The organism is Pseudomonas sp. 2822-17, assembly GCF_002742485.1.
GTDB lineage: Bacteria > Pseudomonadota > Gammaproteobacteria > Pseudomonadales > Pseudomonadaceae > Aquipseudomonas > Aquipseudomonas cyclaminis.
The window spans coordinates 12916-33805 of record NZ_LJRZ01000740.1 but is presented as its reverse complement, the minus strand read 5'-3'; the positions used below and the strand labels follow the sequence as shown (position 1 = coordinate 33805).

At 60.5% G+C, this 20890-nt stretch carries 21 protein-coding genes; 13 read left to right on the top strand and 8 right to left on the bottom strand.

Going from position 1 to position 20890, the window contains the following annotated elements:
• The first annotated feature begins 30 nt into the window (after positions 1-30).
• Positions 31-768, top strand: a complete 738-nt coding sequence (locus tag AOA60_RS25760) for a DUF599 domain-containing protein (RefSeq protein WP_099586739.1) — start codon at positions 31-33, stop codon at positions 766-768.
• A gap of 103 nt (positions 769-871) precedes the next feature.
• On the opposite strand, the gene AOA60_RS25755 is transcribed toward AOA60_RS25760, so the two are convergent.
• Positions 872-1123 carry a hypothetical protein gene (locus tag AOA60_RS25755; protein WP_010211724.1) on the bottom strand — a complete coding sequence of 84 codons (252 nt, stop codon included), beginning with the start codon at positions 1121-1123 and terminating at the stop codon, positions 872-874.
• Positions 1124-1281: 158 nt separating this feature from the next.
• Here AOA60_RS25755 and AOA60_RS25750 point away from each other — a divergent pair, with 158 nt between their 5' ends.
• The 4 genes from AOA60_RS25750 (at position 1282) to AOA60_RS25735 (ending at position 4996) form a co-directional block, all read left to right on the top strand.
• On the top strand, positions 1282-1758 hold the full coding sequence (locus AOA60_RS25750) for a PaaI family thioesterase (RefSeq protein WP_099586738.1): 477 nt from the start codon (positions 1282-1284) through the stop codon (positions 1756-1758).
• The gene (locus tag AOA60_RS25745) at positions 1755-2207 is read left to right on the top strand and encodes a PaaI family thioesterase (protein ID WP_099586737.1); all 453 of its coding nucleotides are present in this window, start codon (positions 1755-1757) and stop codon (positions 2205-2207) included. The genes AOA60_RS25750 and AOA60_RS25745 overlap by 4 nt, the downstream gene beginning before the upstream one ends.
• Before the next feature lie 89 nt (positions 2208-2296).
• Positions 2297-4201 carry a molecular chaperone HtpG gene (gene htpG, locus AOA60_RS25740; protein WP_099586833.1) on the top strand — a complete coding sequence of 635 codons (1905 nt, stop codon included), beginning with the start codon at positions 2297-2299 and terminating at the stop codon, positions 4199-4201.
• Between the two features lie 66 nt (positions 4202-4267).
• Positions 4268-4996, top strand: a complete 729-nt coding sequence (locus AOA60_RS25735) for a dienelactone hydrolase family protein (RefSeq protein WP_099586736.1) — start codon at positions 4268-4270, stop codon at positions 4994-4996.
• 96 nt (positions 4997-5092) lie between these two features.
• On the opposite strand, the gene AOA60_RS25730 is transcribed toward AOA60_RS25735, so the two are convergent.
• Together AOA60_RS25730 and AOA60_RS25725 are read right to left on the bottom strand one after the other, a co-directional pair.
• Positions 5093-5959, bottom strand: coding sequence for a pirin family protein (locus AOA60_RS25730; RefSeq protein WP_099586735.1), 867 nt, complete (start codon positions 5957-5959; stop codon positions 5093-5095).
• 64 nt (positions 5960-6023) lie between these two features.
• Positions 6024-6440: an OsmC family protein gene (locus tag AOA60_RS25725; protein ID WP_099586734.1), complete on the bottom strand. Its 417-nt coding sequence runs from the start codon at positions 6438-6440 to the stop codon at positions 6024-6026.
• A 139-nt stretch (positions 6441-6579) separates the two neighbouring features.
• Between AOA60_RS25725 and AOA60_RS25720 the strand changes: the two genes are divergently transcribed.
• Positions 6580-7602: an amidohydrolase family protein gene (locus AOA60_RS25720; RefSeq protein ID WP_099586733.1), complete on the top strand. Its 1023-nt coding sequence runs from the start codon at positions 6580-6582 to the stop codon at positions 7600-7602.
• Between the two features lie 97 nt (positions 7603-7699).
• Entirely contained in the window at positions 7700-9325 is a 1626-nt protein-coding gene (locus tag AOA60_RS25715; protein WP_099586732.1) for a methyl-accepting chemotaxis protein, read from the top strand.
• Positions 9326-9499: 174 nt separating this feature from the next.
• On the opposite strand, the gene fabB is transcribed toward AOA60_RS25715, so the two are convergent.
• The 5 genes from fabB to AOA60_RS25690 all read right to left on the bottom strand — a co-directional run bounded on the left by fabB (position 9500) and on the right by AOA60_RS25690 (position 16446).
• Positions 9500-10720: a beta-ketoacyl-ACP synthase I gene (fabB, locus tag AOA60_RS25710; RefSeq protein WP_012723103.1), complete on the bottom strand. Its 1221-nt coding sequence runs from the start codon at positions 10718-10720 to the stop codon at positions 9500-9502.
• A gap of 11 nt (positions 10721-10731) precedes the next feature.
• Positions 10732-11247: a 3-hydroxyacyl-[acyl-carrier-protein] dehydratase FabA gene (gene fabA / locus AOA60_RS25705; protein ID WP_010211704.1), complete on the bottom strand. Its 516-nt coding sequence runs from the start codon at positions 11245-11247 to the stop codon at positions 10732-10734.
• A gap of 249 nt (positions 11248-11496) precedes the next feature.
• Positions 11497-13398 (bottom strand): ATP-binding protein, encoded by a 1902-nt coding sequence (locus AOA60_RS25700; RefSeq protein WP_099586731.1) that lies wholly within the window; start codon positions 13396-13398, stop codon positions 11497-11499.
• Positions 13395-14324, bottom strand: a complete 930-nt coding sequence (locus AOA60_RS25695; protein ID WP_099586730.1) for an ABC transporter substrate-binding protein — start codon at positions 14322-14324, stop codon at positions 13395-13397. The genes AOA60_RS25700 and AOA60_RS25695 overlap by 4 nt, the downstream gene beginning before the upstream one ends.
• Before the next feature lies 1 nt (position 14325).
• Positions 14326-16446, bottom strand: coding sequence for a TonB-dependent siderophore receptor (locus AOA60_RS25690; protein WP_099586729.1), 2121 nt, complete (start codon positions 16444-16446; stop codon positions 14326-14328).
• 195 nt (positions 16447-16641) lie between these two features.
• On the opposite strand from AOA60_RS25690, the gene AOA60_RS25685 reads away from it, so the two are divergent.
• The 6 genes from AOA60_RS25685 to AOA60_RS25660 all read left to right on the top strand — a co-directional run bounded on the left by AOA60_RS25685 (position 16642) and on the right by AOA60_RS25660 (position 20789).
• Positions 16642-17667, top strand: coding sequence for an NAD(P)H-dependent glycerol-3-phosphate dehydrogenase (locus AOA60_RS25685; protein WP_032889192.1), 1026 nt, complete (start codon positions 16642-16644; stop codon positions 17665-17667).
• A 10-nt stretch (positions 17668-17677) separates the two neighbouring features.
• Complete coding sequence (locus AOA60_RS25680) at positions 17678-18025, top strand: DUF4389 domain-containing protein (RefSeq protein ID WP_099586728.1); 348 nt, start codon at positions 17678-17680, stop codon at positions 18023-18025.
• Positions 18022-18471 carry a phosphohistidine phosphatase SixA gene (sixA, locus tag AOA60_RS25675; protein ID WP_099586727.1) on the top strand — a complete coding sequence of 150 codons (450 nt, stop codon included), beginning with the start codon at positions 18022-18024 and terminating at the stop codon, positions 18469-18471. Before AOA60_RS25680 ends, sixA begins: the two co-directional genes overlap by 4 nt.
• 123 nt (positions 18472-18594) lie before the next feature.
• Positions 18595-19038: a hotdog fold thioesterase gene (locus tag AOA60_RS25670; RefSeq protein ID WP_099586726.1), complete on the top strand. Its 444-nt coding sequence runs from the start codon at positions 18595-18597 to the stop codon at positions 19036-19038.
• 96 nt (positions 19039-19134) lie between these two features.
• The gene (locus AOA60_RS25665) at positions 19135-19938 is read left to right on the top strand and encodes an alpha/beta fold hydrolase (protein ID WP_099586725.1); all 804 of its coding nucleotides are present in this window, start codon (positions 19135-19137) and stop codon (positions 19936-19938) included.
• Entirely contained in the window at positions 19935-20789 is an 855-nt protein-coding gene (locus AOA60_RS25660; protein WP_099586724.1) for an alpha/beta hydrolase, read from the top strand. Before AOA60_RS25665 ends, AOA60_RS25660 begins: the two co-directional genes overlap by 4 nt.
• The last annotated feature ends 101 nt before the right edge of the window (positions 20790-20890 follow it).

Sequence of the window (20890 nt, the reverse complement as noted above, 5' to 3'; positions counted from 1 at the left end):
CGTCACACCACCTCGTGTAATAGGACCCGCATGTCGTTCGTCGAAACCAATCAAGTCCACCTGCTTGCCGCCCTCTGGTTCATCCTGTGTTGGGGCGGCTATACCCGTTATGCGACCTGGAAGGCACGGGACACAGCGTGCCTGGCCAGTGTGCTGCACCTGTATCGCGAAGACTGGATGCGCCGCATGCTGCTGCGCGACAACCGCATCGCCGACGCCAGCGTAATTGGCAACCTGGAGCGCAACGCCTCGTTCTTTGCCTCCAGCACGTTGATTATCCTTGCCGGTATTCTCACCGTGCTCGGCGCGTCCGAGCGGGCGGTTTCGTTGTTGGCGGACATTCCCATGGTGCAGCAGGCATCCCAGGGGATGTCGGAGATCAAGCTGTTGTGCCTGGCGCTGGTGTTCGTCTACGCCTTCTTCACCTTCAGTTGGTGCATGCGCCAGTACAACTTCGCGGCAGTGCTGGTGGGGTCGGCGCCAATGATCGGTGAGCGCCAGGTGTCCGAGCAGGAGCGCAAAGCATTTGCTTCGAGGGCGGCGCGGGTGATTTCCATGGCCGCCAACCAGTTCAACTTTGGCCTGCGTGCTTACTACTTCGGCATGACCATGCTGGCGTGGTTTGTCAGCCCATGGTTATTCATGTTGATGAGTGCAGGGGTAGTGGTCGTGCTGTACCGCCGGGAGTTTCATTCCGACGTGCTGCAAGTGATGGTGTATACGCAGACTGATACGCCAGTGCCAGAGGCGGTCAAAGAGCAGGCTTAGTCAACTTCAGCGTATTAACGCTGCCAATAAAAACAGCAGGCAAAGAAAAGCCCGCTATTTAAGCGGGCTTCTTTTTACAGCGAAGCTATTTCAAACCGCGGTCTTAAGAACCGGTGGCTGGAGTAGCAGGTGCTGCTTCTTTTGCGGCGGCTTCGTTCGATTCAGCCTGAGCTTTGGCAGCATCGGCGTTTTCTTTCGCAGCGTCGTTCACTTTATCCTGAGCCTTCGCCATGTCTTTCTGAGCTTGCTCAGAATGTGCAGCGGCGTCTTGGGCTTTGTCTTCGGATTTTTTGTCGCAGGCAGCGAGACCGAGGGCAGCGGCGAGCATCATGGAAATAGCTAAAGTCTTGCGCATGGGGTGTTTCTCCTTATTGAAGATATCTACTGGCCTTTCGAGCCTGAGGGTTCAGCATTAGTTCCTTTAATTGCGCAGATATATAAACAGCGCTCCCCAAGGAACTTTCACCCGCACTGCCTACTCCGCGGATCAACGCTAATAAGAGTCTAGACCGAATGACCGAAAACCCATTGTTAGAGCGTGCGACGCGCTTTGTCTCGGCCCTGCGCCATTGTCAGGTGCTGGGGATTACCGTGCACGCCGCCAACCCGGAGGGTATGACATTGCTCTTGCCCTATGGCCCCTCTATCGTCGGCGACCCTCGTACCGGCGTGATCCATGGCGGTGCGCTGACCTCCCTGATGGATACCGCCTGTGGCATGGCGACCTTGTGCGTATTACCTGAGTTTGAGGTGTGTCCGACCCTCGACCTGCGCATCGATTACATGCACACCGCCGAGCCTCGCAAACCGGTCTATGGCTTCGCCCAATGCTACCGGGTGACCACCGATGTGATTTTCACCCGTGGCGTCGCCTACCAGGATGACCCGCAGCAGCCCATCGCCCATGTGGTAGGCACCTTCATGCGCATGGGCAAGCGCCTCAAGGGTGCCCAAGGCCTGAGCAGTGCAATCAAGGGAGAGCAGGCATGACGCATCGATTCAAGACACGCCTGGAACAGGCCCATGAGCTTGGCAATTATGAAGCGCTGCTGGAGCTGATCCCCTACGCCAGGCTGATCGGCATTGAATGCACGCGCCTGGGTGATGAGTTGCTGTTTCGCCTGCCCGCCAACAAAGACAACATTGGTAACCCCATATTGCCGGCGCTGCACGGCGGGGTGATTGCAGGCTTTATGGAGCTGGCGGCGGCGTTGCACTTGCTGGTGTTTACCGGTGCGCCGGGCTTGCCGAAAATCATCGATTTTTCCCTGGATTACCTGCGGGCCGGCCAGTTCCGCGACACTTACGCCACCTGCCAGGTTTGGCGCCAGGGCCGACGGGTGGCGAATGTGGCTATCACCGCGTGGCAGAGCACCCCGGCAGAACCCATCGCCACCGCCCGCGCGCATTTCAAAATTGAGGAAACCAGTCGCCCTTGAAATCCTGGCCTTAGCCCCCAACTTTGATGACAACCCGCCGCCAACCCTCAAGGGCGCGGCCACTGCCATCCAATTGGAGTTTGATGACCATGAGTGTGGAAACTCAAAAGGAAACCCTGGGCTTCCAGACCGAGGTGAAGCAACTGCTGCACCTCATGATCCATTCGCTGTATTCCAACAAGGAAATTTTCCTTCGCGAATTGATCTCGAACGCCTCTGACGCTGTCGACAAATTACGTTTCGAAGCCCTGTCCAAGCCTGAGTTGCTGGAAGGTGGCGCGGAACTGAAGATCCGTGTGAGCTTCGACAAAGACGCCAAGACCGTCACCCTCGAAGACAACGGTATCGGCATGAGCCGTGACGATGCGATCACCCATCTGGGGACCATCGCCAAATCCGGCACCGCTGATTTCATGAAGAATCTGTCGGGCGACCAGAAGAAAGATTCGCACCTGATCGGCCAATTCGGCGTGGGCTTCTACTCGGCCTTCATTGTTGCCGACAAGGTTGAAGTGTTCAGCCGCCGTGCCGGCCTCGACGCCAGCCAAGGCGTGCACTGGTCCTCCAAGGGTGAGGGCGAATTCGAAATCGCCACCATCGATAAGGCCGACCGTGGCACCCGCATCGTGCTGCACCTCAAATCCGCTGAAGATGAGTTCGCCGACGGCTACCGCCTGCGCAACATCATCAAGAAGTACTCCGACCACATCGCTTTGCCGATCGAGTTGCCGAAGGAACAAGCAGCGGCCGAAGGCGAAGAGGCGCCTGCCCAGGAATGGGAAGTGGTCAACCGTGCCAGCGCCCTGTGGACCCGTCCTCGCACTGAAGTGAAGGACGAGGAATACCAGGAGTTCTACAAGCACATCGCCCACGACTACGAAAACCCACTGAGCTGGAGCCACAACAAGGTCGAAGGCAAGCTGGAATACAGCTCGCTGCTCTACGTGCCGGCCCGTGCTCCGTTCGACCTGTACCAGCGTGAAGCGCCGAAAGGCCTGAAACTCTACGTGCAGCGCGTTTTCGTGATGGATCAGGCGGAATCGTTCCTGCCGCTGTACCTGCGCTTCATCAAGGGCGTGGTCGACTCCAATGACCTGTCGCTGAACGTGTCGCGGGAAATCCTGCAGAAAGACCCGATCATCGACTCGATGAAGTCGGCATTGACCAAGCGCGTCCTCGACATGCTGGAAAAGCTGGCGAAGAACGAGCCTGAGCAATACAAAGGCTTCTGGAAAAACTTCGGCCAGGTCATGAAAGAAGGCCCGGCGGAAGATTTTGCCAACAAGGAAAAAATCGCCGGCCTGCTGCGTTTTGCCTCGACTCAAGGCGAAGACGGCGAGCAGGTAGTGTCCCTGGCTGAATACCTGGCACGTGCCAAGGAAGGGCAGGACAAGATCTACTACCTGACCGGCGAAACCTACGCCCAGGTCAAGAACAGCCCGCACCTGGAAGTCTTCCGCAAGAAAGGCATCGAAGTGCTGCTGCTGACCGACCGTATCGATGAGTGGCTGATGAGCTACCTCAACGAATTCGACGGCAAGACCTTCGTCGACGTGGCCCGTGGTGACCTGGACCTGGGTAACCTGGACTCCGAAGAAGAGAAGAAGGAAGCCGAAGAAGTCGCCAAGGCCAAAGAAGGCCTGGTTGAGCGGATCAAGACGGCCCTGGGCGATGCGGTCAGCGAAGTGCGGGTTTCTCACCGCCTGACCGACTCCCCGGCGATTTTGGCCATCGGCGAGCAGGACTTGGGCATGCAGATGCGCCAGATCCTTGAAGCCAGCGGCCAGAAGGTTCCGGATTCCAAGCCGATCTTCGAATTCAACCCGGCTCACCCGCTGATCGAGAAACTCGACGGCGAGCAGAGCGAAGAGCGGTTTGGCGACCTGTCGCACATCCTCTTTGACCAGGCGGCCCTCGCCGCTGGCGACAGCCTCAAGGATCCGGCCGCGTATGTGCGCCGCCTGAACAAGCTGTTGGTTGAACTGTCGGTTTGACCCCGATGTAGAAAAACCCGCTTCGGCGGGTTTTTTCGTTCTACTGCACCTCAACTGGAGTAAATGATGAGCCAAGTCACTGTGCGTTCCGTGGTCTATCAGATTGATGGCCAGTCTTATGAGAGCCGCCTGGCATTCGATGCCAGCCACAAGGGCCCGTTGCCGGGCTTGTTGATGGCGCCGAACTGGATGGGTGTGAGTGCGGATGCCGAAGAGATCGCCAAGGCCGTTGCCGGTAAAGGCTACGTGGTGCTGATCGCTGATCTGTACGGGCAAAGTGTGCGCCCGTCGAATGGTGACGAAGCCGGCGCGGCGATGATGCCGTTGAAGAATGATCGTCCGTTGCTGAACAAGCGTATGCAGGCGGCCTTTGCGCAACTGCAAGGCCAGGCGGAAGCGGCGGTGGATACCTCGAAGCTGGCAACCTTTGGTTTCTGCTTTGGCGGTTGCTGTTCCCTGGAGCTGGCCCGTACCGGCGCGCCGTTGAAGGCTGCTGTGTCGTTTCACGGTACCCTCGACACGCCAAACCCTGCGGATGCGAAGAACATCAAGGGCTCGGTGCTGGTGCTGCACGGCGCATCCGACCCGTTGGTGCCAAAAGAGCAGTTGCCAGCGTTTGAAGATGAAATGAATGCCGCTGGCGTGGATTGGCAATTGCTGAGCTATGGCGGCGCGGTGCATTCCTTCACCGACCCGCACGCCAATGTGCCGGGCAAGATGATGTACGACGCGAAGACCGCCAAGCGGGCGTTCCAGTCGATGCACAACTTGTTGGATGAAGTGTTCAAGGGCTAAGGCTGTAGGGCCTGTTCCGGCCTCATCGGGGGCAAGCCCCCTCCCACATTTTGAACTGTGAACACATTCAAGGTGGGAGGGGCTTGCCCCTGATAGCTATCTCACCGGCAACTCGATTCTTTCAGTTTCACCCGGTACCGTCGGCCAATCCCCAGCCGCCCAACGCTGCCGCGCCTGTTCAATCCTCAAAGGATCACTCGCCACAAAATTCCAATTGATCCGCCGTGGCCCATCCAACGGTGCACCGCCGAATACCATCAGGTGGCAATCGGACTCGGCAAAGAGCGTCATCTCCTGCCCGATCGGCAATACCACCAAGCTATGCACGTCCAGCGCCTCACCGTCCAATTGTGCCTCGCCATCCAGCACATACACCGCCCGCTCCTCATGCTCGTCCGGGATCAGCAGGGTAGTGGCCGTCTGCATCTGCACCTCGGCATACAACGTGGGCGACAGCACCGGCACCGGTGATTTCAGGCAAAACCCAGTGCCGGCGATCAGGCGAATCTGCACGCCCAGATTGTCACTCACCGGCAAGCTCGCCGCTGCATGGTGGCTGTAATGGCCGGGCCCGGTCTCATGATCCTTGGGCGACGCCAGCCACACTTGCAGTCCATGCAGGCTGAAACCACTGGCTTTGAGCGCCTGAGGTGTGCGCTCCACGTGGGCAATCGCGCTACCGGCGGTCATCCAGCTGACATCGCCGGCTTCTACCACCTGATCGGAACCCAGGCTGTCTTTATGCTGCAGCGCGCCCTCGAACAGGTAGGTGAGCGTGGACAGGCCGATATGCGGATGTTGGCGGATATTCATGCCGCTGCCTGCTGCGTAGCGGGTGTGCAACATGTGGTCGAAGAACACAAATGGGCCGACGCTGCGGCATTCTCGCGAGGGCAATGGACGCAGGATTGGCTGGCCTTCGACATCCTCTGGGCGAGGGCGGATCACGGTGAGGGTGGTCATGGTGCGTCCCAGTCTGAGCGGGTTAGATGCTGCTGAGCATAACCCGCCCGACGCGAGGTTGCCGCTATTGGCTGAAGGCGCCTTCGGACAACTGGGTCTCGATGCTGATTTCAGCAGTGGTCATCAGCTTGTGCACCGGGCATTTGTCTGCCACGCGATGCAGCTCATCGCGCTGCGCGTCGGTGAGTACACCTTTGAGGGTCAACTTGACGTTGAGTTTGTATTTGCCCTTTTGCTCTTCGGCAGCGTCGTGGGTGACTTCCACGGTCACGCCGGTCAGCGGGATGTCTTTTTTCTGGGCGTAGAGCCTGACCGTCAAGGCCTTGCACGATGCGAGCGCCGCATCGAAGTAGTCGTGGGGGGAGGGCGCCGAGTCGTCGCCACCCAGGCTCTTGGGCAGGTCGGTAAACAACTCGTGGTTGTTGATGTTGACGCTGTGGCGGAAGTTTTCAGCGTTCAGTGTGTTCACGGTAACAGGCATGGCAAACCTCACAGGGTGGCAGGATGAAGGTCATGCAGTTATAGAGCATGCTGGCACTTCAGCGTTCCGCGTTTTTGCGCGATGAACCCCGGCACAGGGCGCAAGGTCTACCCGTATTGGCCCTTATCGAGGTTTTACCGTGCCCTGGAACCGCCTGAGTCTCGCCCTGTTGTTCACCGCCACTAGCCTTGCCGTGCAGGCGCGCGACTATGCCTACAGCGATGCACACCTGCATTACGTGGATTTTTTCCAGGAAACGGCGGGCATGGATAAATTGCTCAAGACGATGGCCGAGAATCGCATCGAACATGTGATGATTTCCGGCATCCCCGTGGCGAAGAAATGGCACGAAGACGAGCCCAAGCGTCCGCGCTACTACGCCGGTGACGACGCCGATGCCTATTGGTACAGCGCCACTGACGTGATCGTCGCGGCGGCTGTAAACAAGCTTACCCCTGAACAGCGCCCGCATTTTCATCCGTTTCTGAGCGGTTTCAACCCCAACGACAAGAACTCGGCTGCCCATATCCAACGCATGCTCGATCTTGATCCAGGGCTGTGGCAGGGCATTGGTGAGGTGTTCACCCGTCACGATGACCTCACCGCGCTGACCTCGGGCGACACTCCGCGCGCCAATAACGAAGCGATGACGCGCATCTACCATCTGGCCGCCGAAAATGACCTGCCGGTGATGCTGCACTCGAACATCACCTCCAAGCGCGAGCGCAACCCGTTGTACCTGGCTGAGGTTGAAGAGCCGCTGCGTAATCATCCGCACACCCGCTTTATCTGGGCCCATGCCGGCACCAGCAAGGAGATTCACCGGCATCAGGTCCAGATGGACTTCTTGCTGCCCACATTGAGCCGCATGCTGGAGGCCTACCCCAACCTGTACATCGACCTGTCGTGGAGCATGCTCACGCCGTACTTGCTGGACGACGCGGGCAAGCCCAGGCCCGAGTGGGTAAAGCTGGTGGAGCGCTTCCCGGAGCGCTTCATGCTGGGCTCGGACGTGGTAGGGCGTTTCAACAAGTTGGGTAAGGAAATGCGCCGCTTTGATCCCTTCCTCGACGCGCTTCCTGAGGATGTAGCCCACAAGGTGGCGAAGGATAATTTCCTGGCGATCCTGCCCAAAACCACTCGCGATGGCGCTGCCCGTTGATATCGCGTTTTGGTCTTACGCAAACGCTCTGAGGCGCCGATACCTTTCAAAGCAGCCAGCTGCAAATGGATGCAGCGCATTTGGAAGGAACCAAGGCATGAGTATCAGAAGTTTGAATATCGCCCCCCGCGCCGGTTTAGGGTTTGGCGTGCTGGCATTGATGGTATTTGCGCTGGGCGGCTTTGCGCTGCTGCAGATGGGTAATATGCGCCAGCAGTCGGATCAGGTGGAGAACAACTGGTTGCCGAGCGTGATGGCGGTGGGGGAGATAAGCCAGGACGTGCTGCGCATTCGTGCGCTGACCTTGCGCTTGCTGGTCAGTCGCGATCCCCAGGCCGTGGCACAGAACGAGCAGAAAATCACCGAGACCAAAGCCGCCCTGAATAGCGCCGAACAGCTGTATGAAGCGTTGATCGTGCTGCCTGAGGAGCGTGTGTTGTTTGACCGCTTCAAGGGCGAGCAACAGCGCTACCTACAGCGCCAGGAACAGGTCGTGATGCTGTCCAAGGCCAATCGGCTGGAAGACGCGATTCAGGTGGTCAACGGCGAGATGAACCAGTTTGCCGATCAAATGGCGCTGACCCTGCGCGCCCTGGGCAGTCTGAACAAGGCCAGTGCCAACGAGGCTGCGAAGCAGGCGCAGAACGTGTTCAGCCAGTCGCGAACCTGGGTCATCGCCATGGTTGCCCTGGCCACGCTGGTTACCATTGGCCTGGCGGTCTGGCTGACCCGCAGTATCGTGCTGCCGCTGGCGCAGTCGCTCCAGGTTGCCCAGAACGTCGCCAGCGGCGATCTGACTGGGGAGATCGTAGTGAGTGGCAAGGACGAGCCCGCGCGCTTACAGCGGGCGCTCAAGGGCATGCAAGACACGTTGCGTGACACCATTCGGCGTATCTCCGAGTCATCGAACCAGCTTGCATCGGCTTCCGAGGAGCTCAGTTGCGTCACCGAGGACGCCACCCGTGGTTTGCACCAGCAAAGCCAGGAAATCGAACAGGCCGCCACGGCGGTCAACCAGATGACGGCGGCGGTGGAGGAGGTGGCAAGCAATGCGGTGGCTACGTCCCAGGCGTCCCGCGAGTCGGACCGTATCGCCCAGCAAGGGCGTGAGCAGGTGCAGCAAACCGTCGTGTCAATCGAGGCGCTGGCTATCGATGTGACCGACAACGTGACCCAGGTCGAAGACTTGGCGCAGAAGGTGTATGGCATCAGCAAGGTGCTGGACGTGATTCGCTCGATTGCCGAGCAGACCAATCTACTGGCGCTGAATGCCGCCATTGAGGCCGCGCGGGCAGGTGATGCGGGGCGCGGTTTTGCCGTAGTCGCCGATGAGGTGCGGGCGCTGGCTCATCGTACTCAGCAGTCGACCCAGGAAATCGAGCAGATGATCAGTGGGATTCAGCAGGGCACGGAGCAGGCCGTCAGCTCAATGCAGCAGAGCAATACCCGGGCGCGTTCCACCCTGGACATCGCCAAGTCGGCGGGGACAGCGTTGGAGGCGATTGCCTCGGCGTTCACGCTGATCAATGAGCGCAACCTGGTGATCGCCAGTGCGTCGGAACAGCAGGCGGCGGTGGCGCGTGAAGTGGATCGTAACTTGATGAATATCCGTGATCTGGCGCATCAGACGTCTGCCGGGGCTAACCAGACGAGTGCGGCGAGCCAGGAGTTGTCGCGGTTGGCGGTGGATTTGAATTCGATGGTGGCGCGGTTTTCGGTGTAGGGCTGGGGGCGGAGGAGGCCCTACGGGGAGCAAGCCCTCTCCAATATTGCCCAACGAATGCGCACGAGTGTGGGAGGGGGCTTGCCCCCGATGCAGGCGACTCGGTCTCATTCAGTTGCCCATAAAAAAGCCCCGAACCAGTCGGGGCTTTTTCAGTGGATCAAGCTACAGGTCTTACTTGCCCTGCCAGCGTTTCAGCACCAGGGTGGCGTTAGTGCCACCGAAGCCGAAGCTGTTGCTCATCACGGTGTCGATCTTGGCGTTTTCAACGGTCTTGGTCAGGATCGGCATATCGGCGACGACCGGGTCGATCTCGTCGATGTTGGCCGAGCCGGCCATGAAGTTGCCTTCCATCATCAGCAGGCAGTAGATCGCTTCGTGAACGCCGGCGGCGCCCAGGGAGTGACCCGACAGGCTCTTGGTGGAGCTGATGGCCGGGGCCTTGTCGCCGAATACCGCGCGCACGCCTTCCATTTCCTTGGCGTCGCCGACCGGAGTCGAGGTGCCATGGGTGTTCAGGTAGTCGATTGGGGTATCAACGGTGGACATGGCCATCTGCATGCAACGGATGGCACCTTCGCCGCTCGGCGCAACCATGTCGTAGCCGTCGGAAGTAGCGCCGTAGCCGACGATTTCCGCGTAGATCTTGGCGCCACGGGCCAGAGCGTGTTCCAGCTCCTCGACCACCACCATGCCGCCGCCGCCGGCGATGACGAAACCGTCACGCTTGGCGTCGTAGGCGCGGGAGGCTTTTTCCGGGGTTTCGTTGTACTGGGTGGACAGTGCGCCCATGGCGTCGAACAGGAACGACTGGCTCCAATGTTCTTCTTCACCGCCGCCGGCGAACACGATGTCCTGCTTGCCCAGCTGGATCTGCTCTACCGCAGTACCAATGCAGTGAGCACTGGTGGCGCAGGCCGAGGAGATCGAGTAATTGACGCCCTTGATGGCGAACGGCGTGGCGAGGCAGGCCGAAACGGTGCTGCCCATGGTCCGCGTTACACGGTACGGGCCAACGCGCTTCACGCCTTTTTCGCGCAGGATGTCCAGCGCTTCCATCTGGTTCAGGGTGGATGCGCCGCCCGAACCGGCGATCAGGCCGGTGCGTACGTTCGATACCTGGTCTTCGCTCAGGCCGGAGTCGGCAATGGCGTCTTTCATGGCCAGGTAGGCGTAGGCGGCAGCGTGGCCGACGAAGCGATAGATCTTGCGATCGATCAGCTCTTCGAGGGGCAGGTCGATGGAGCCGGAAACCTGGCTACGCAGACCCATTTCGGCATATTCCGGATTGAAGCGGATGCCAGGGCGACTTGCACGCAGGTTAGCGGTGACGGTCTCTTTGTCATTGCCCAGGCAAGAAACGATGCCCAGACCAGTGATAACGACGCGGCGCATGCGGATAACCCTTAAAAGTTGTCAGTGGAAGTGAATACGCCGACCCGAAGGCCTTCGGCAGTATAGATCTCGCGACCGTCGACGCTCACCGAACCATCGGCGATGGCCAGGTTCAGCTTGCCCTTGAGGACGCGCTTGATCTGAATGTTGTAGGTGACTTTCTTGGCGGTCGGCAGGACCTGGCCAAAGAATTTCACTTCGCCCGAACCCAGGGCACGGCCGCGGCCCGGCAAGCCTTGCCAGCCGAGGAAGAAACCGACCAGTTGCCACATGGCATCAAGGCCCAGGCAACCTGGCATTACAGGGTCACCTTCGAAATGGCAGGCGAAGAACCACAGGTCCGGGGTGATATCCAGCTCGGCGACCAATTCACCTTTGCCGTACTTGCCACCCTCTTCGCTGATATGGGTGATGCGATCCACCATCAGCATGTTCGGGGCGGGCAGTTGCGCGTTACCTGGGCCGAACAGCTCACCGCGACTGCAGCGCAGCAGGTCTTCCCGAGTAAAGGCGTTTTGTTTGGTCATGCGAGCTCCTCAATAATCCCATGCGGCAGGGTAGGGCAAATCTTCCCGAACCGAATGAAGCGTTCATGCCTCATGTCGGCAGCCTACACATAGACTATTGCGTTGTAGTGAAAGTCACAGCGTTAGGCACTGAATGTACACTTGTTCACTGAAATTTTAAACCGGGCCCGTTTAAGGTGCCCGTTCGGGTGCCTAAGACTGCCGCACTTTCGTCTTTCACGCCAGTCGGACTTGGTTGATGGCGCAGCGCTACTGCACCCAACGCTGCAGGATTTGCTGCAAATCCGTGCGTTTGAACGGCTTCGCCAGGTAATCGTTCATGCCCGCCGCCAGGCAGGCTTCGCGGTCGCCCTGCAACGCATTGGCAGTGAGGGCGATGATCGGCAAGTCGGCACAGCCCGGCAAGTGGCGAATCTGCCTGGTGGCTTCGTAGCCATCGATCAGCGGCAGTCGGCAATCCATCAGGATCGCCGTGAAAATCAGGCTTTCGGCACTGCGGATCGCTTCGGCACCATCAGTGGCGAGGCTCACTTCAAACCCCAGGCTGCGCAGCATGGCTTCCACCACGGTGCGGTTGACGGGGTTGTCTTCCACCAGCAGCACATGACGGCCATCGCCGGCGCTGTGTTTGCCACCGGCATCCACAGCCACCGCGGGCAGGCTGTGTTGGTCGAGTGCCAGTGGAATTTCCAGGGTAAACACCGAACCACGGCCTTCTTCGCTCTGGGCGCGCAGGGTGCCGCCCATGCGTTCGGCGAGGGTGCGGGCGATGGGCAGCCCCAGGCCGGTGCCGCCGTAACGTCTTGAAATGGAACTGTCGGCCTGCTGGAACGCATCGAACATCAATTCCAGGCGCTCGGTGGAAATTCCGATGCCGCTGTCACGCACTGTGCAGGTGAACCACACCAGTTCATGGTCGAGCGTTTGCCAGTGGGGCTCAACGCTGATGCTGCCGTGCTCGGTGAACTTCAAGGCATTGCCGATCAGGTTCACCAGAATCTGGCGGATCCGCGTCGGATCGCCTTGCACCCTGAGTTCATCCATGCCTGGCGGGAGCGCCAGCCTGAGTACCAACCCACGCTGCTGAGCATTGTGCTGAAACGCCTGGGCGCAACTGTTGATCAGGTCGGCCAGGTTGAACGAAATATGTTCCAGCTCCAGCGCCTCGCGTTCAATGCGCGAGAAGTCGAGGATATCGTTGATCACCTTGAGCAAGTGCTCGGTGGACTCGGAGGCCAGCGCCGCGTATTCGGTCTGCTCCTCGGTCATCTCGGTGGTTTCCAGCAGTTGCAGCATGCCCAGTACGCCGTTCATCGGCGTGCGCAGTTCGTGGCTCATCATGGCCAGGAAGTCCGACTTCGCATTGTTGGCGCGCTCGGCTTCTTCCCGGGTCTGGATCAACTGGGCCATGGCCTGTTGTTGTTCACGACTGGCCTGGTTGAGGCCTTCGGCCAAGTTGTTGATGTGTCGCGAAAGGTCGCCCAGCTCCGAATCGTCGACAATCGGCAGCGGCGTCTTGTAGTCGCCTTGCTGGATCGCCTTGACCGCATGGCCCATGGCACTGATCGGTTGCGACAGGCTGGCGGCCAGGCGTCGGGCGAGCAGGAAGGTAAACAGCAAGGCGAACAGCGCCAGGATCCCGGCCTTGAACAGAATCTCCTGTTGGCGCTGGCTGAAGGCGTCATTGGACATGCCGACAATTACCCGTCCCAGGTAATCCGCGCGCGGCGCCTTGGATTCGCTGAGGTTGTCCTGGAAAAAGTCGTTGCCCAGCTGGATGTGTTGCAGGCGAATCGGTGCCTGGAACACTTTCACCGACAGCGAGCGGTCGTGTTTTTCCGATGCCTGCTCGACATACACCAGAATGTTTTCGCCGCTGTCCTGAATTTCCAGGAAGCGTACATGGGGCGTGGCCAGCGTCGCGCGCAGCAGGCTCTCAAGTACATCGTTGTTGCCCGAGATCACGCCGTATTCGGTGGCCGGGGCCAATTGGTTGGCGATCAACTGGCCCGTGTGGTCCAGTTCCTGGCGCAGGTCCTGGATACGCACGAAGGTGAAAAAGCTGATCAGCAGCAACGTCAGCAACAGCGCCGGACCGAGGGTGATGAGCTGGGTGCGGGTGTTGATGTCCCAACGACGGCGCAAGGTCATGGGCGTTTTTCTCCTTCGGCCAATCGGGCAGCGACGCTGGCTTCGTCTACCTGTTCAATGCCCAGTGAACGTCCGACTTGCGGGTTGCCCACGACTTTGAAGTGTTCGGGGTAGAGCGCGTGCGGCCAGCTGGTGGGTGGCTGGTCCAGCAGGCGGTCGAGTACTGCCAGCCAGTCGGCCTGGTCGCTGTAGGTGCTGGCCAGGCTACCGGCACGTACAAAACCGGCGTTCGGGCCCACCAGCGGCAATTGCTGGGCATAGCTGCTCAGCAGCAGGTTCTTGGCGGTCTTTGGGTTGTACAGCAGCGGATCGTCGAGGCCGAGCAGCACGTCACTGTCCCTGAGCAGGGCCTGCAGCGGGCGGCTGTCGTTGATGTTGTCCCAGAGCTGGGGCTTGATCTTCAGCTCCAGGGCCTCTGCATAGCGGCGCAGCTCGGGCAGCAGGAACTCACTCTCGGTGCTGTAGAGCACGCCGATGCGCTGCGCCTGAGGCAGGATGCTGGTGATCAGGTGCAGTTGGCGCTCCAGCGGCGGATCGCTCCACAACAGGCTGATCCGCGCGTGCCGGGATGCCTGCGGACGCTGATGGGCTTGTAGCCGGCTGATGCGCAGCACCAGGGTCGGCGGGCCCTGGGGATCCTGCAGGCGCCAGTCCAGGCCAGGCAGGTCCAGCAGGATCAAGCGCGTGCTGGCAGGCAAGTGGCTGGGCGAGGGCAAATCCTTGAGGGGCGTGAAGGTGACGTGGTCTTCGGGGCGTTGCTGGGCCAGGGCCTGGGTAAAGGTTTGTACCCCTGCGCCGTCTTCGTCGGCGGTCAGCAGGATCTCGGCGCTCCACGCCGGTGCGGCGAGCCACAGGCAGGCCAGCAGCACGGCGCGTCGGCAGCCCTTATAGATAAAGAGGCAGGTCATCCGTGACGAGTCGCCCATGTCAGAACTCTAACTCCGCGCTGAAGTAGAGGACGTGGCGATGATCGTAAGTGTTGTCGGCCCAGGTGGTGGGCTGGTTGTCGAGACGTTGTTGCAGCATGCCGGCCAGCTCCACGTTGGCTTTGCCCAGGGCAATGCGCTTGGCCACCCGCAGGTCGACCCGTTCGAAGCGATATTGATTGAGTGCGTCGTCGCCATAGTAGAACAGCGCGCTCGACCAGCCCCGGCCCCATTCGCGCAACCAGCCGGCGGAGCCACTGTTGCGCGCCGTCTGGGCTTTGTCCCGTGGGTTACTGGCGGTGGCGTCGACGTAAGCATAGGTCAGCCGCAAACGGTCAGCGTTGCTTACCCGCCAGTCGAACTGCGACTCGGCGCCGGTAAACCGCGAGCTGTTGGCGTTGCTGGCGATGTACTGGTTGTTACGCAGGGGCGAGCTGATCATGTCGGTGATTTCGTCATAGAACAGTTTCACGTCCATGGTCAGCCCGATGTCGGCAAAGAACCCGTTGTAACCCAGTTCTCGCGAGCGCATCAGTTCTTTGTCGAGATTGCCCGGGCCACGGGTCTTCACGAAGTACTGCCCGGTGCTTTGCCCGTAGGCCGGGGAGCTGAGGTTGGTGACGCGGTAGCTCCAGTTGACGTTGTTCTCGAACATGTCCGGCGAACGGATCGCTTCGGAATACACCGCGCGCAGGCCGTGGCGCGGGTTGATCAAATAGTTGACCGCCACCCTTGGCGTCAGTGAGTGGCCGCTCAGGCGCGTGTCTTCGAACATGGCGCCGCCTTGCAGCAACCAATGCTCGCTGGCGCGCCATTCCAACTGGCCGAACAGGCGCCAAGTGGTGTCGTCCAGGGTGCCGTTGAAGTAGGTGTCGGAGTCGGCGCGGTCGTAGCGGTAGTTCATGCCGCTGACCAGGCGCAGGCTGTCGGACAGGCTGAGGGTGTCTTGGATTTCCAGGTCGTAACGGCTTTCGCGTGTGCTTTGGTTGATGTCACCGCACACGCTCTGGTTGGCGCCGTTGCGCCATTGATCCAACACCTGATTGGCCAAGGCTTGCTCGGCGGCACTGCCTGGCGGCGCGGAACCTTGGCTGTAGGTTTCCATGTGTCGGGCCAGCAATTCGGCGTAGTTGGGGTTGAGTTGCCACAACTGGGTCAGCTCGGGACTGAACGAAACCTTGGCGTCGCAAGCCTTCCAGATTTGCTGGCGGTCCCACTGCTGCGCCGAACCTTGGACGTACAGGCTGTGTTCGGGGTTGAAGTCGATGTTCCAGCGAAGGGAGCCGGCGTAGTCCTTGGCCGTGACGTCGGAGTTATTACCGCCTTCGGTAATCCCGGCGAATACTGGTGTGTAGGTATACGGACGCTGATTGGTGCCTTCCTTGGCGTCCAGTTGCCAGTCGATGCTTTGCTGGGCGTTCAGCGTCTGACTCACTGCCAGGCTGAAGCGATTGAGTCGGCGGCTGTCACGGCGGTCGGCACCGGCAGCATCGCTGTCGAAGCCATCGTCCTGTTGTCCGGACAGCGACAGGCGCAAATCACCGGTTTCCCAGCCTACGCCCTGGCTGGCATAGAAATCGTTGATCCCGCGTTCGCCGCGAATCACCTTGACCCTTGATCCGTGGCTGTTGGCCGCTGAGCGCGTAAGAATATTCACCACCGCCATCAGCGCATTGGCGCCGTAGCTGACGGTATTGGGGCCGCGGAACACTTCGATGCGCTCGATATCCTCCATGGCCACCGGAATGTCACTCCAGTCCACCGTGGCCAGGCCGGCGCGGTACACCGAGCGCCCGTCGATCAAGACCTGCATGCGTCGCGCATCGTTGGCGCTGGTGCCGTGGTAGTTCACCGCCGCCTGGTTGCCGGTGGTGTAGCCGACCATCATTCCCGGCACCAGGCGCAGCAGTTCGCTGATATCCCGTGCGCCGCTGGCTTTGATCAGTTCGCTGTCGATCACGGTCATGCTGCCGGGCACGGCGGCGGCCGATTGCTTGAGGCGCGTGGCGGTCAAGACCTGCGGCAGCGGCTGGCTGTCAAGGAACAGATCGTCAGCCAGTACCGAGGTACTGCACAACAGCAGCAGCAATAGAGATGAGTGGGAAGGAGGGCCCAAAGACACGACACGGCCTTGATAATGACGGATAGCCGACCATGTTAACTGAGGCGGGGCCATTTGCCATTCGCCACACTTGCAATTACGTCACTCGTCCATGGCATTTTCCGACAGGCGCACGATTTGATTCGGGGGCTGGTCGCAAGCAGGTCGCCCCGTATAATGCCGCCATCGCCACTGGTATGGATTAACGGATTGCATATGACTGAACAGCGCCCTATTGCGGTCCTGGGAGGCGGAAGTTTTGGTACCGCCGTGGCAAACCTGCTGGCCGAGAACGGTCACGCGGTGCGCCAGTGGATGCGCGATCCCGAGCAGGCCGAGGCCATTCGCGTGCATCGGGAGAACCCTCGTTACCTCAAAGGCATCAAGATTCATCCGGCGGTCGAGCCGGTCACCGATCTGCTGGCCACCCTGACGGACTGCGACCTGTGTTTTGTCGCGCTGCCCTCCAGCGCCTTGCGCTCTGTGTTGGCGCCCCATGCCGAACGTCTGGCGGGCAAGATGCTGGTCAGCCTGACCAAGGGCATCGAGGCGCAGACCTTCAAGTTGATGAGTGAAATCCTTGAAGAAATTGCCCCTCAGGCACGCATCGGCGTGTTGTCCGGGCCGAACCTGGCGCGGGAAGTCGCCGAGCACGCGCTGACCGCCACCGTGGTCGCCAGCGAAGACGAAGCCCTGTGCGAGCGCGTCCAGGCGGTGCTGCATGGTCGTACTTTTCGCGTGTACGCCAGTAGCGATCGTTTCGGCGTCGAGTTGGGCGGTGCGCTCAAGAACGTCTACGCGATCATCGCCGGCATGGCGGTGGCCCTGGGCATGGGCGAAAACACCAAGAGCATGCTGATCACCCGCGCCTTGGCCGAGATGACGCGCTTTGCGGTGAATCAGGGTGCCAACCCGATGACCTTCCTCGGCCTCGCAGGCGTGGGCGACCTGATCGTCACGTGCTCGTCGCCGAAAAGCCGTAACTACCAAGTAGGTTTCGCCCTGGGCCAAGGCTTGAGCCTGGAAGACGCGGTGACGCGCCTGGGCGAAGTGGCCGAAGGCGTCAACACCCTCAAGGTGCTCAAGGCGAAGGCCCAGGAGGTGGGCGTATACATGCCGCTGGTCGCGGGGCTGCACGCGATCCTGTTCGAAGGGCGCACCTTGAACCAGGTCATCGAGTTGCTGATGCGCGCCGAGCCGAAAACCGATGTCGACTTTATTTCCACCAGTGGTTTCAACTGAGGAACGCGTCATGAACGATCCGAAAGCAGCTCCCAAGTACGAATCCATTGTCCTGCGCATCCTGTGGATGCTGGTGTTTGCCCTGGTGTGGCAAGTCGCGCAGTTCATTCTCGGCGCGCTGGTCGTGGTGCAATTGATCTATCGCTTGATCTACGGCGCACCGAACCTGGGCCTGATGAATTTTGGCGACAGTCTCAGCCAGTTCCTCGCCCAGATCGGCCGCTTCGGCAGCTTCCATAGCGAGCAGAAGCCTTGGCCCTTCGCCGACTGGCCAACCCCGCGCGCGCCCGAGGGCGAAGCCGCCCACAGCGTGCCCCCGGCGCCGCACCCAGCGCGCGATGAAGAGCCAAAACTGTGAAGCTGTGGATTTTGCGCCACGGCGAGGCCCAAGGGCATGCGCGTACGGATGCCGAACGCAACCTCACTGAACATGGCCGTGGCGAAGTGTTGCGCAGTGCTGCGCATCTGATTGGCCAGCCGCTCAGCGCCATTATCGCCAGCCCCTACGTGCGGGCGCAGCAAACCGCGCAACTGGTACGCGAGGCGTTGGGGTTTGAACCAGAAATCCGCACGGTGCCGTGGCTGACGCCGGAGGGCAATCCACTGCAGGTGCTGGAAAAGCTCGACACGGATGACAACGTGCTGCTGGTCAGTCATCAACCCTTGGTCGGCAGCTTGATCAGCTTCTTGCAGCACGGCCACCCACGCCAGCCAGAACCGATGCACACCGCCAGCCTGGCGGAACTGGAGGGCGACTTCCCGCTGGCGGGGCTGATGAGCCTGGTGAGTGTGAAGAACCCGTAGGCTATATCGCTGCTTTATCCCTGCGGGGTGTAAACGGCTGTGCCGCGTCGATTTTGAAACGAGCGTTCCGATGCGATTGTGTGGCAGGATTAGGGTCGTAATAAAACCAACAAGGACAATCGCATGAGCCTGTGGCGCAACCCACCGAATATAGAACAACTCAACGCCAGCCAGAAAAACACCATCGGTGAACTGCTGGATATCCGCTTTGAAAGCTTCGACGACGAATCCCTGACCGCCAGCATGGCGGTTGATCACCGTACCCATCAGCCTTACGGGCTGCTGCACGGCGGCGCTTCGGTGGTGCTGGCAGAAAGCGTCGGCTCCATGGCGGCTTACCTGTGCATCGACGGGAGCAAGTTCTATTGCGTAGGCCTGGAGATCAACGCCAATCACCTGCGCGGTGTGCGCAGCGGACGAGTGACGGCGGTGGCCAAGGCGATCCATATCGGGCGCACCACGCAGGTGTGGGACATCCGTCTGACCACCGAAGATGGTAAGGCCAACTGCGTTTCCCGCTTGACCATGGCCGTGGTGCCGCTGGGCGAGAACCCGCCGCCGCGATAGGCGTGGCGTGAGTGTCACCATTCCTGGCAGTTACAGTCATTGCTGTGCTGCCCGGGCATGGTGACAATCAATCTCTGTTTTTATAGAGGGGCCGGTATGTCGCAGCACGTGTTTTTTGCCCACGCCAATGGCTTTCCTTCGGCCACCTACGGCAAGCTGTTTGCCGCCCTGGCCCCGGAATACACAGTGGCTCACCTGCCACAGCACGGTCACGATCCCAGGTTTCCGGTGGATGATAATTGGCAGAACCTGGTCGACGAGTTGATCCACCACCTGGAACAGCAGCCGGAACCGGTGTGGGGTGTGGGCCACTCCCTGGGCGGCGTGTTGCATTTGCACGCGGCCATGCGCTGCCCGCAGCTGTATCGCGGTGTGGTGATGCTCGATTCTCCGGTATTGACGCGTGCGGACCGCTGGGTGATCCGCGCCGCCAAGCGCTTCGGTTTTATCGACCGCCTGACCCCGGCCGGTCGCACCCTGGGCCGTCGTGAAGAGTTCACTGACCTCGACGCAGCGCGCAGCTATTTTGCCGGTAAGACCCTGTTCCGTGGCTTCGACCCGGAGTGCTTCGACGCTTACCTGCAACATGGTCTGTATCAAGCGGGCGACCGACTGCGCCTGCGCTTCGACCCGGCCACCGAAATCAGCATCTACCGTGGCGTGCCCCACACCAGCCCCGGTCAGGTGCGCCAGTTGAAGGTGCCGCTGGCGGTGGTGCGCGGTCGCCAGAGCCGGGTGGTGATGCGTCACCATGCCAGCGGGGTCGACCGTCTGCCCATGGGCGAAATGCTCACCATGCCCGGCGGCCACATGTTCCCCCTCGAACGCCCCCAGGACACTGCGACCTTGATCAAGACCCTGTTTGCCCGCTGGGAAGCCCGTGAGCGCAGTTGCGCATGAGCGCGCCGGTCGAAGAAGTGCGCCTGAGCCTGCCCCATATCGAATTGGCGGCCCACCTGTTTGGTCCCGAAGACGGTTTGCCGGTGATTGCCCTGCATGGCTGGCTGGACAACGCCAACAGTTTTGCGCGCCTGGCGCCCAAGCTCACGGGCTTGCGTATCGTGGCGCTGGACATGGCCGGCCATGGGCATTCGGCGCACCGTCCTACGGGTGCCGGTTATGCGTTGTGGGATTACGTCCACGATGTACTGCAAGTCGCTGAGCAACTGGGCTGGAAACGTTTTGCATTACTTGGCCACTCCCTCGGTGCCATCGTTTCTCTGGTGCTGGCCGGCGCCATGCCGGAGCGGGTGACTCACCTGGGATTGATCGACGGCGTGATCCCACCCACCGCCAGTGGCGAGAACGCTGCCGAGCGCCTGGGCATGGCCTTGCAGGCGCAATTGAACCTGCAGGACAAGCGTAAGCCGGTCTACAGCACCTTGGACCGAGCGGTCGAAGCGCGCATGAAAGGCTTGGTGGCCGTCAGCCGTGAAGCCGCCGAGCTGCTGGCCCAGCGCGGTTTGATGCCGGTGCCGGGTGGTTACACCTGGCGTTCGGACAGTCGCCTGACACTGGCTTCACCGATTCGTCTGACCGATGAGCAGGCGATGGCCTTCGTGCGGCGTGTGGGATGCCCTACGCAGTTGGTGGTCGCCGCTGACGGCATGTTGGCGAAACATCCTGAATTGCTTTCCCAGCTACCCTTTACGGTAACCACACTGCCAGGCGGCCATCATTTGCACTTGAATGATGAGCCGGGTGCGGTCCTTGTTGCAGACTGTTTCAATCGGTTCTTCTCCGCGCCTTGACTTGGGGCGGTCAACTGCCGAGGCTGGGCGGATTGAAAGGGAGTCAACCATGAATGTTTTCAACACCGCTGTGACCTCCAATGGCCAGGGCTCGTTGAGCT

Coding starts and splice junctions, on each gene's coding strand:
- AOA60_RS25760 (WP_099586739.1), top strand. CDS start 31: ATGTCGTTCGTCGAAACCAATCAAGTCCACCTGCTTGCCGCCCTCTGG.
- AOA60_RS25755 (WP_010211724.1), bottom strand. CDS start 1,123: ATGCGCAAGACTTTAGCTATTTCCATGATGCTCGCCGCTGCCCTCGGT.
- AOA60_RS25750 (WP_099586738.1), top strand. CDS start 1,282: ATGACCGAAAACCCATTGTTAGAGCGTGCGACGCGCTTTGTCTCGGCC.
- AOA60_RS25745 (WP_099586737.1), top strand. CDS start 1,755: ATGACGCATCGATTCAAGACACGCCTGGAACAGGCCCATGAGCTTGGC.
- htpG (WP_099586833.1), top strand. CDS start 2,297: ATGAGTGTGGAAACTCAAAAGGAAACCCTGGGCTTCCAGACCGAGGTG.
- AOA60_RS25735 (WP_099586736.1), top strand. CDS start 4,268: ATGAGCCAAGTCACTGTGCGTTCCGTGGTCTATCAGATTGATGGCCAG.
- AOA60_RS25730 (WP_099586735.1), bottom strand. CDS start 5,959: ATGACCACCCTCACCGTGATCCGCCCTCGCCCAGAGGATGTCGAAGGC.
- AOA60_RS25725 (WP_099586734.1), bottom strand. CDS start 6,440: ATGCCTGTTACCGTGAACACACTGAACGCTGAAAACTTCCGCCACAGC.
- AOA60_RS25715 (WP_099586732.1), top strand. CDS start 7,700: ATGAGTATCAGAAGTTTGAATATCGCCCCCCGCGCCGGTTTAGGGTTT.
- fabB (WP_012723103.1), bottom strand. CDS start 10,720: ATGCGCCGCGTCGTTATCACTGGTCTGGGCATCGTTTCTTGCCTGGGC.
- fabA (WP_010211704.1), bottom strand. CDS start 11,247: ATGACCAAACAAAACGCCTTTACTCGGGAAGACCTGCTGCGCTGCAGT.
- AOA60_RS25700 (WP_099586731.1), bottom strand. CDS start 13,398: ATGACCTTGCGCCGTCGTTGGGACATCAACACCCGCACCCAGCTCATC.
- AOA60_RS25695 (WP_099586730.1), bottom strand. CDS start 14,324: ATGGGCGACTCGTCACGGATGACCTGCCTCTTTATCTATAAGGGCTGC.
- AOA60_RS25685 (WP_032889192.1), top strand. CDS start 16,642: ATGACTGAACAGCGCCCTATTGCGGTCCTGGGAGGCGGAAGTTTTGGT.
- AOA60_RS25680 (WP_099586728.1), top strand. CDS start 17,678: ATGAACGATCCGAAAGCAGCTCCCAAGTACGAATCCATTGTCCTGCGC.
- AOA60_RS25670 (WP_099586726.1), top strand. CDS start 18,595: ATGAGCCTGTGGCGCAACCCACCGAATATAGAACAACTCAACGCCAGC.
- AOA60_RS25665 (WP_099586725.1), top strand. CDS start 19,135: ATGTCGCAGCACGTGTTTTTTGCCCACGCCAATGGCTTTCCTTCGGCC.
- AOA60_RS25660 (WP_099586724.1), top strand. CDS start 19,935: ATGAGCGCGCCGGTCGAAGAAGTGCGCCTGAGCCTGCCCCATATCGAA.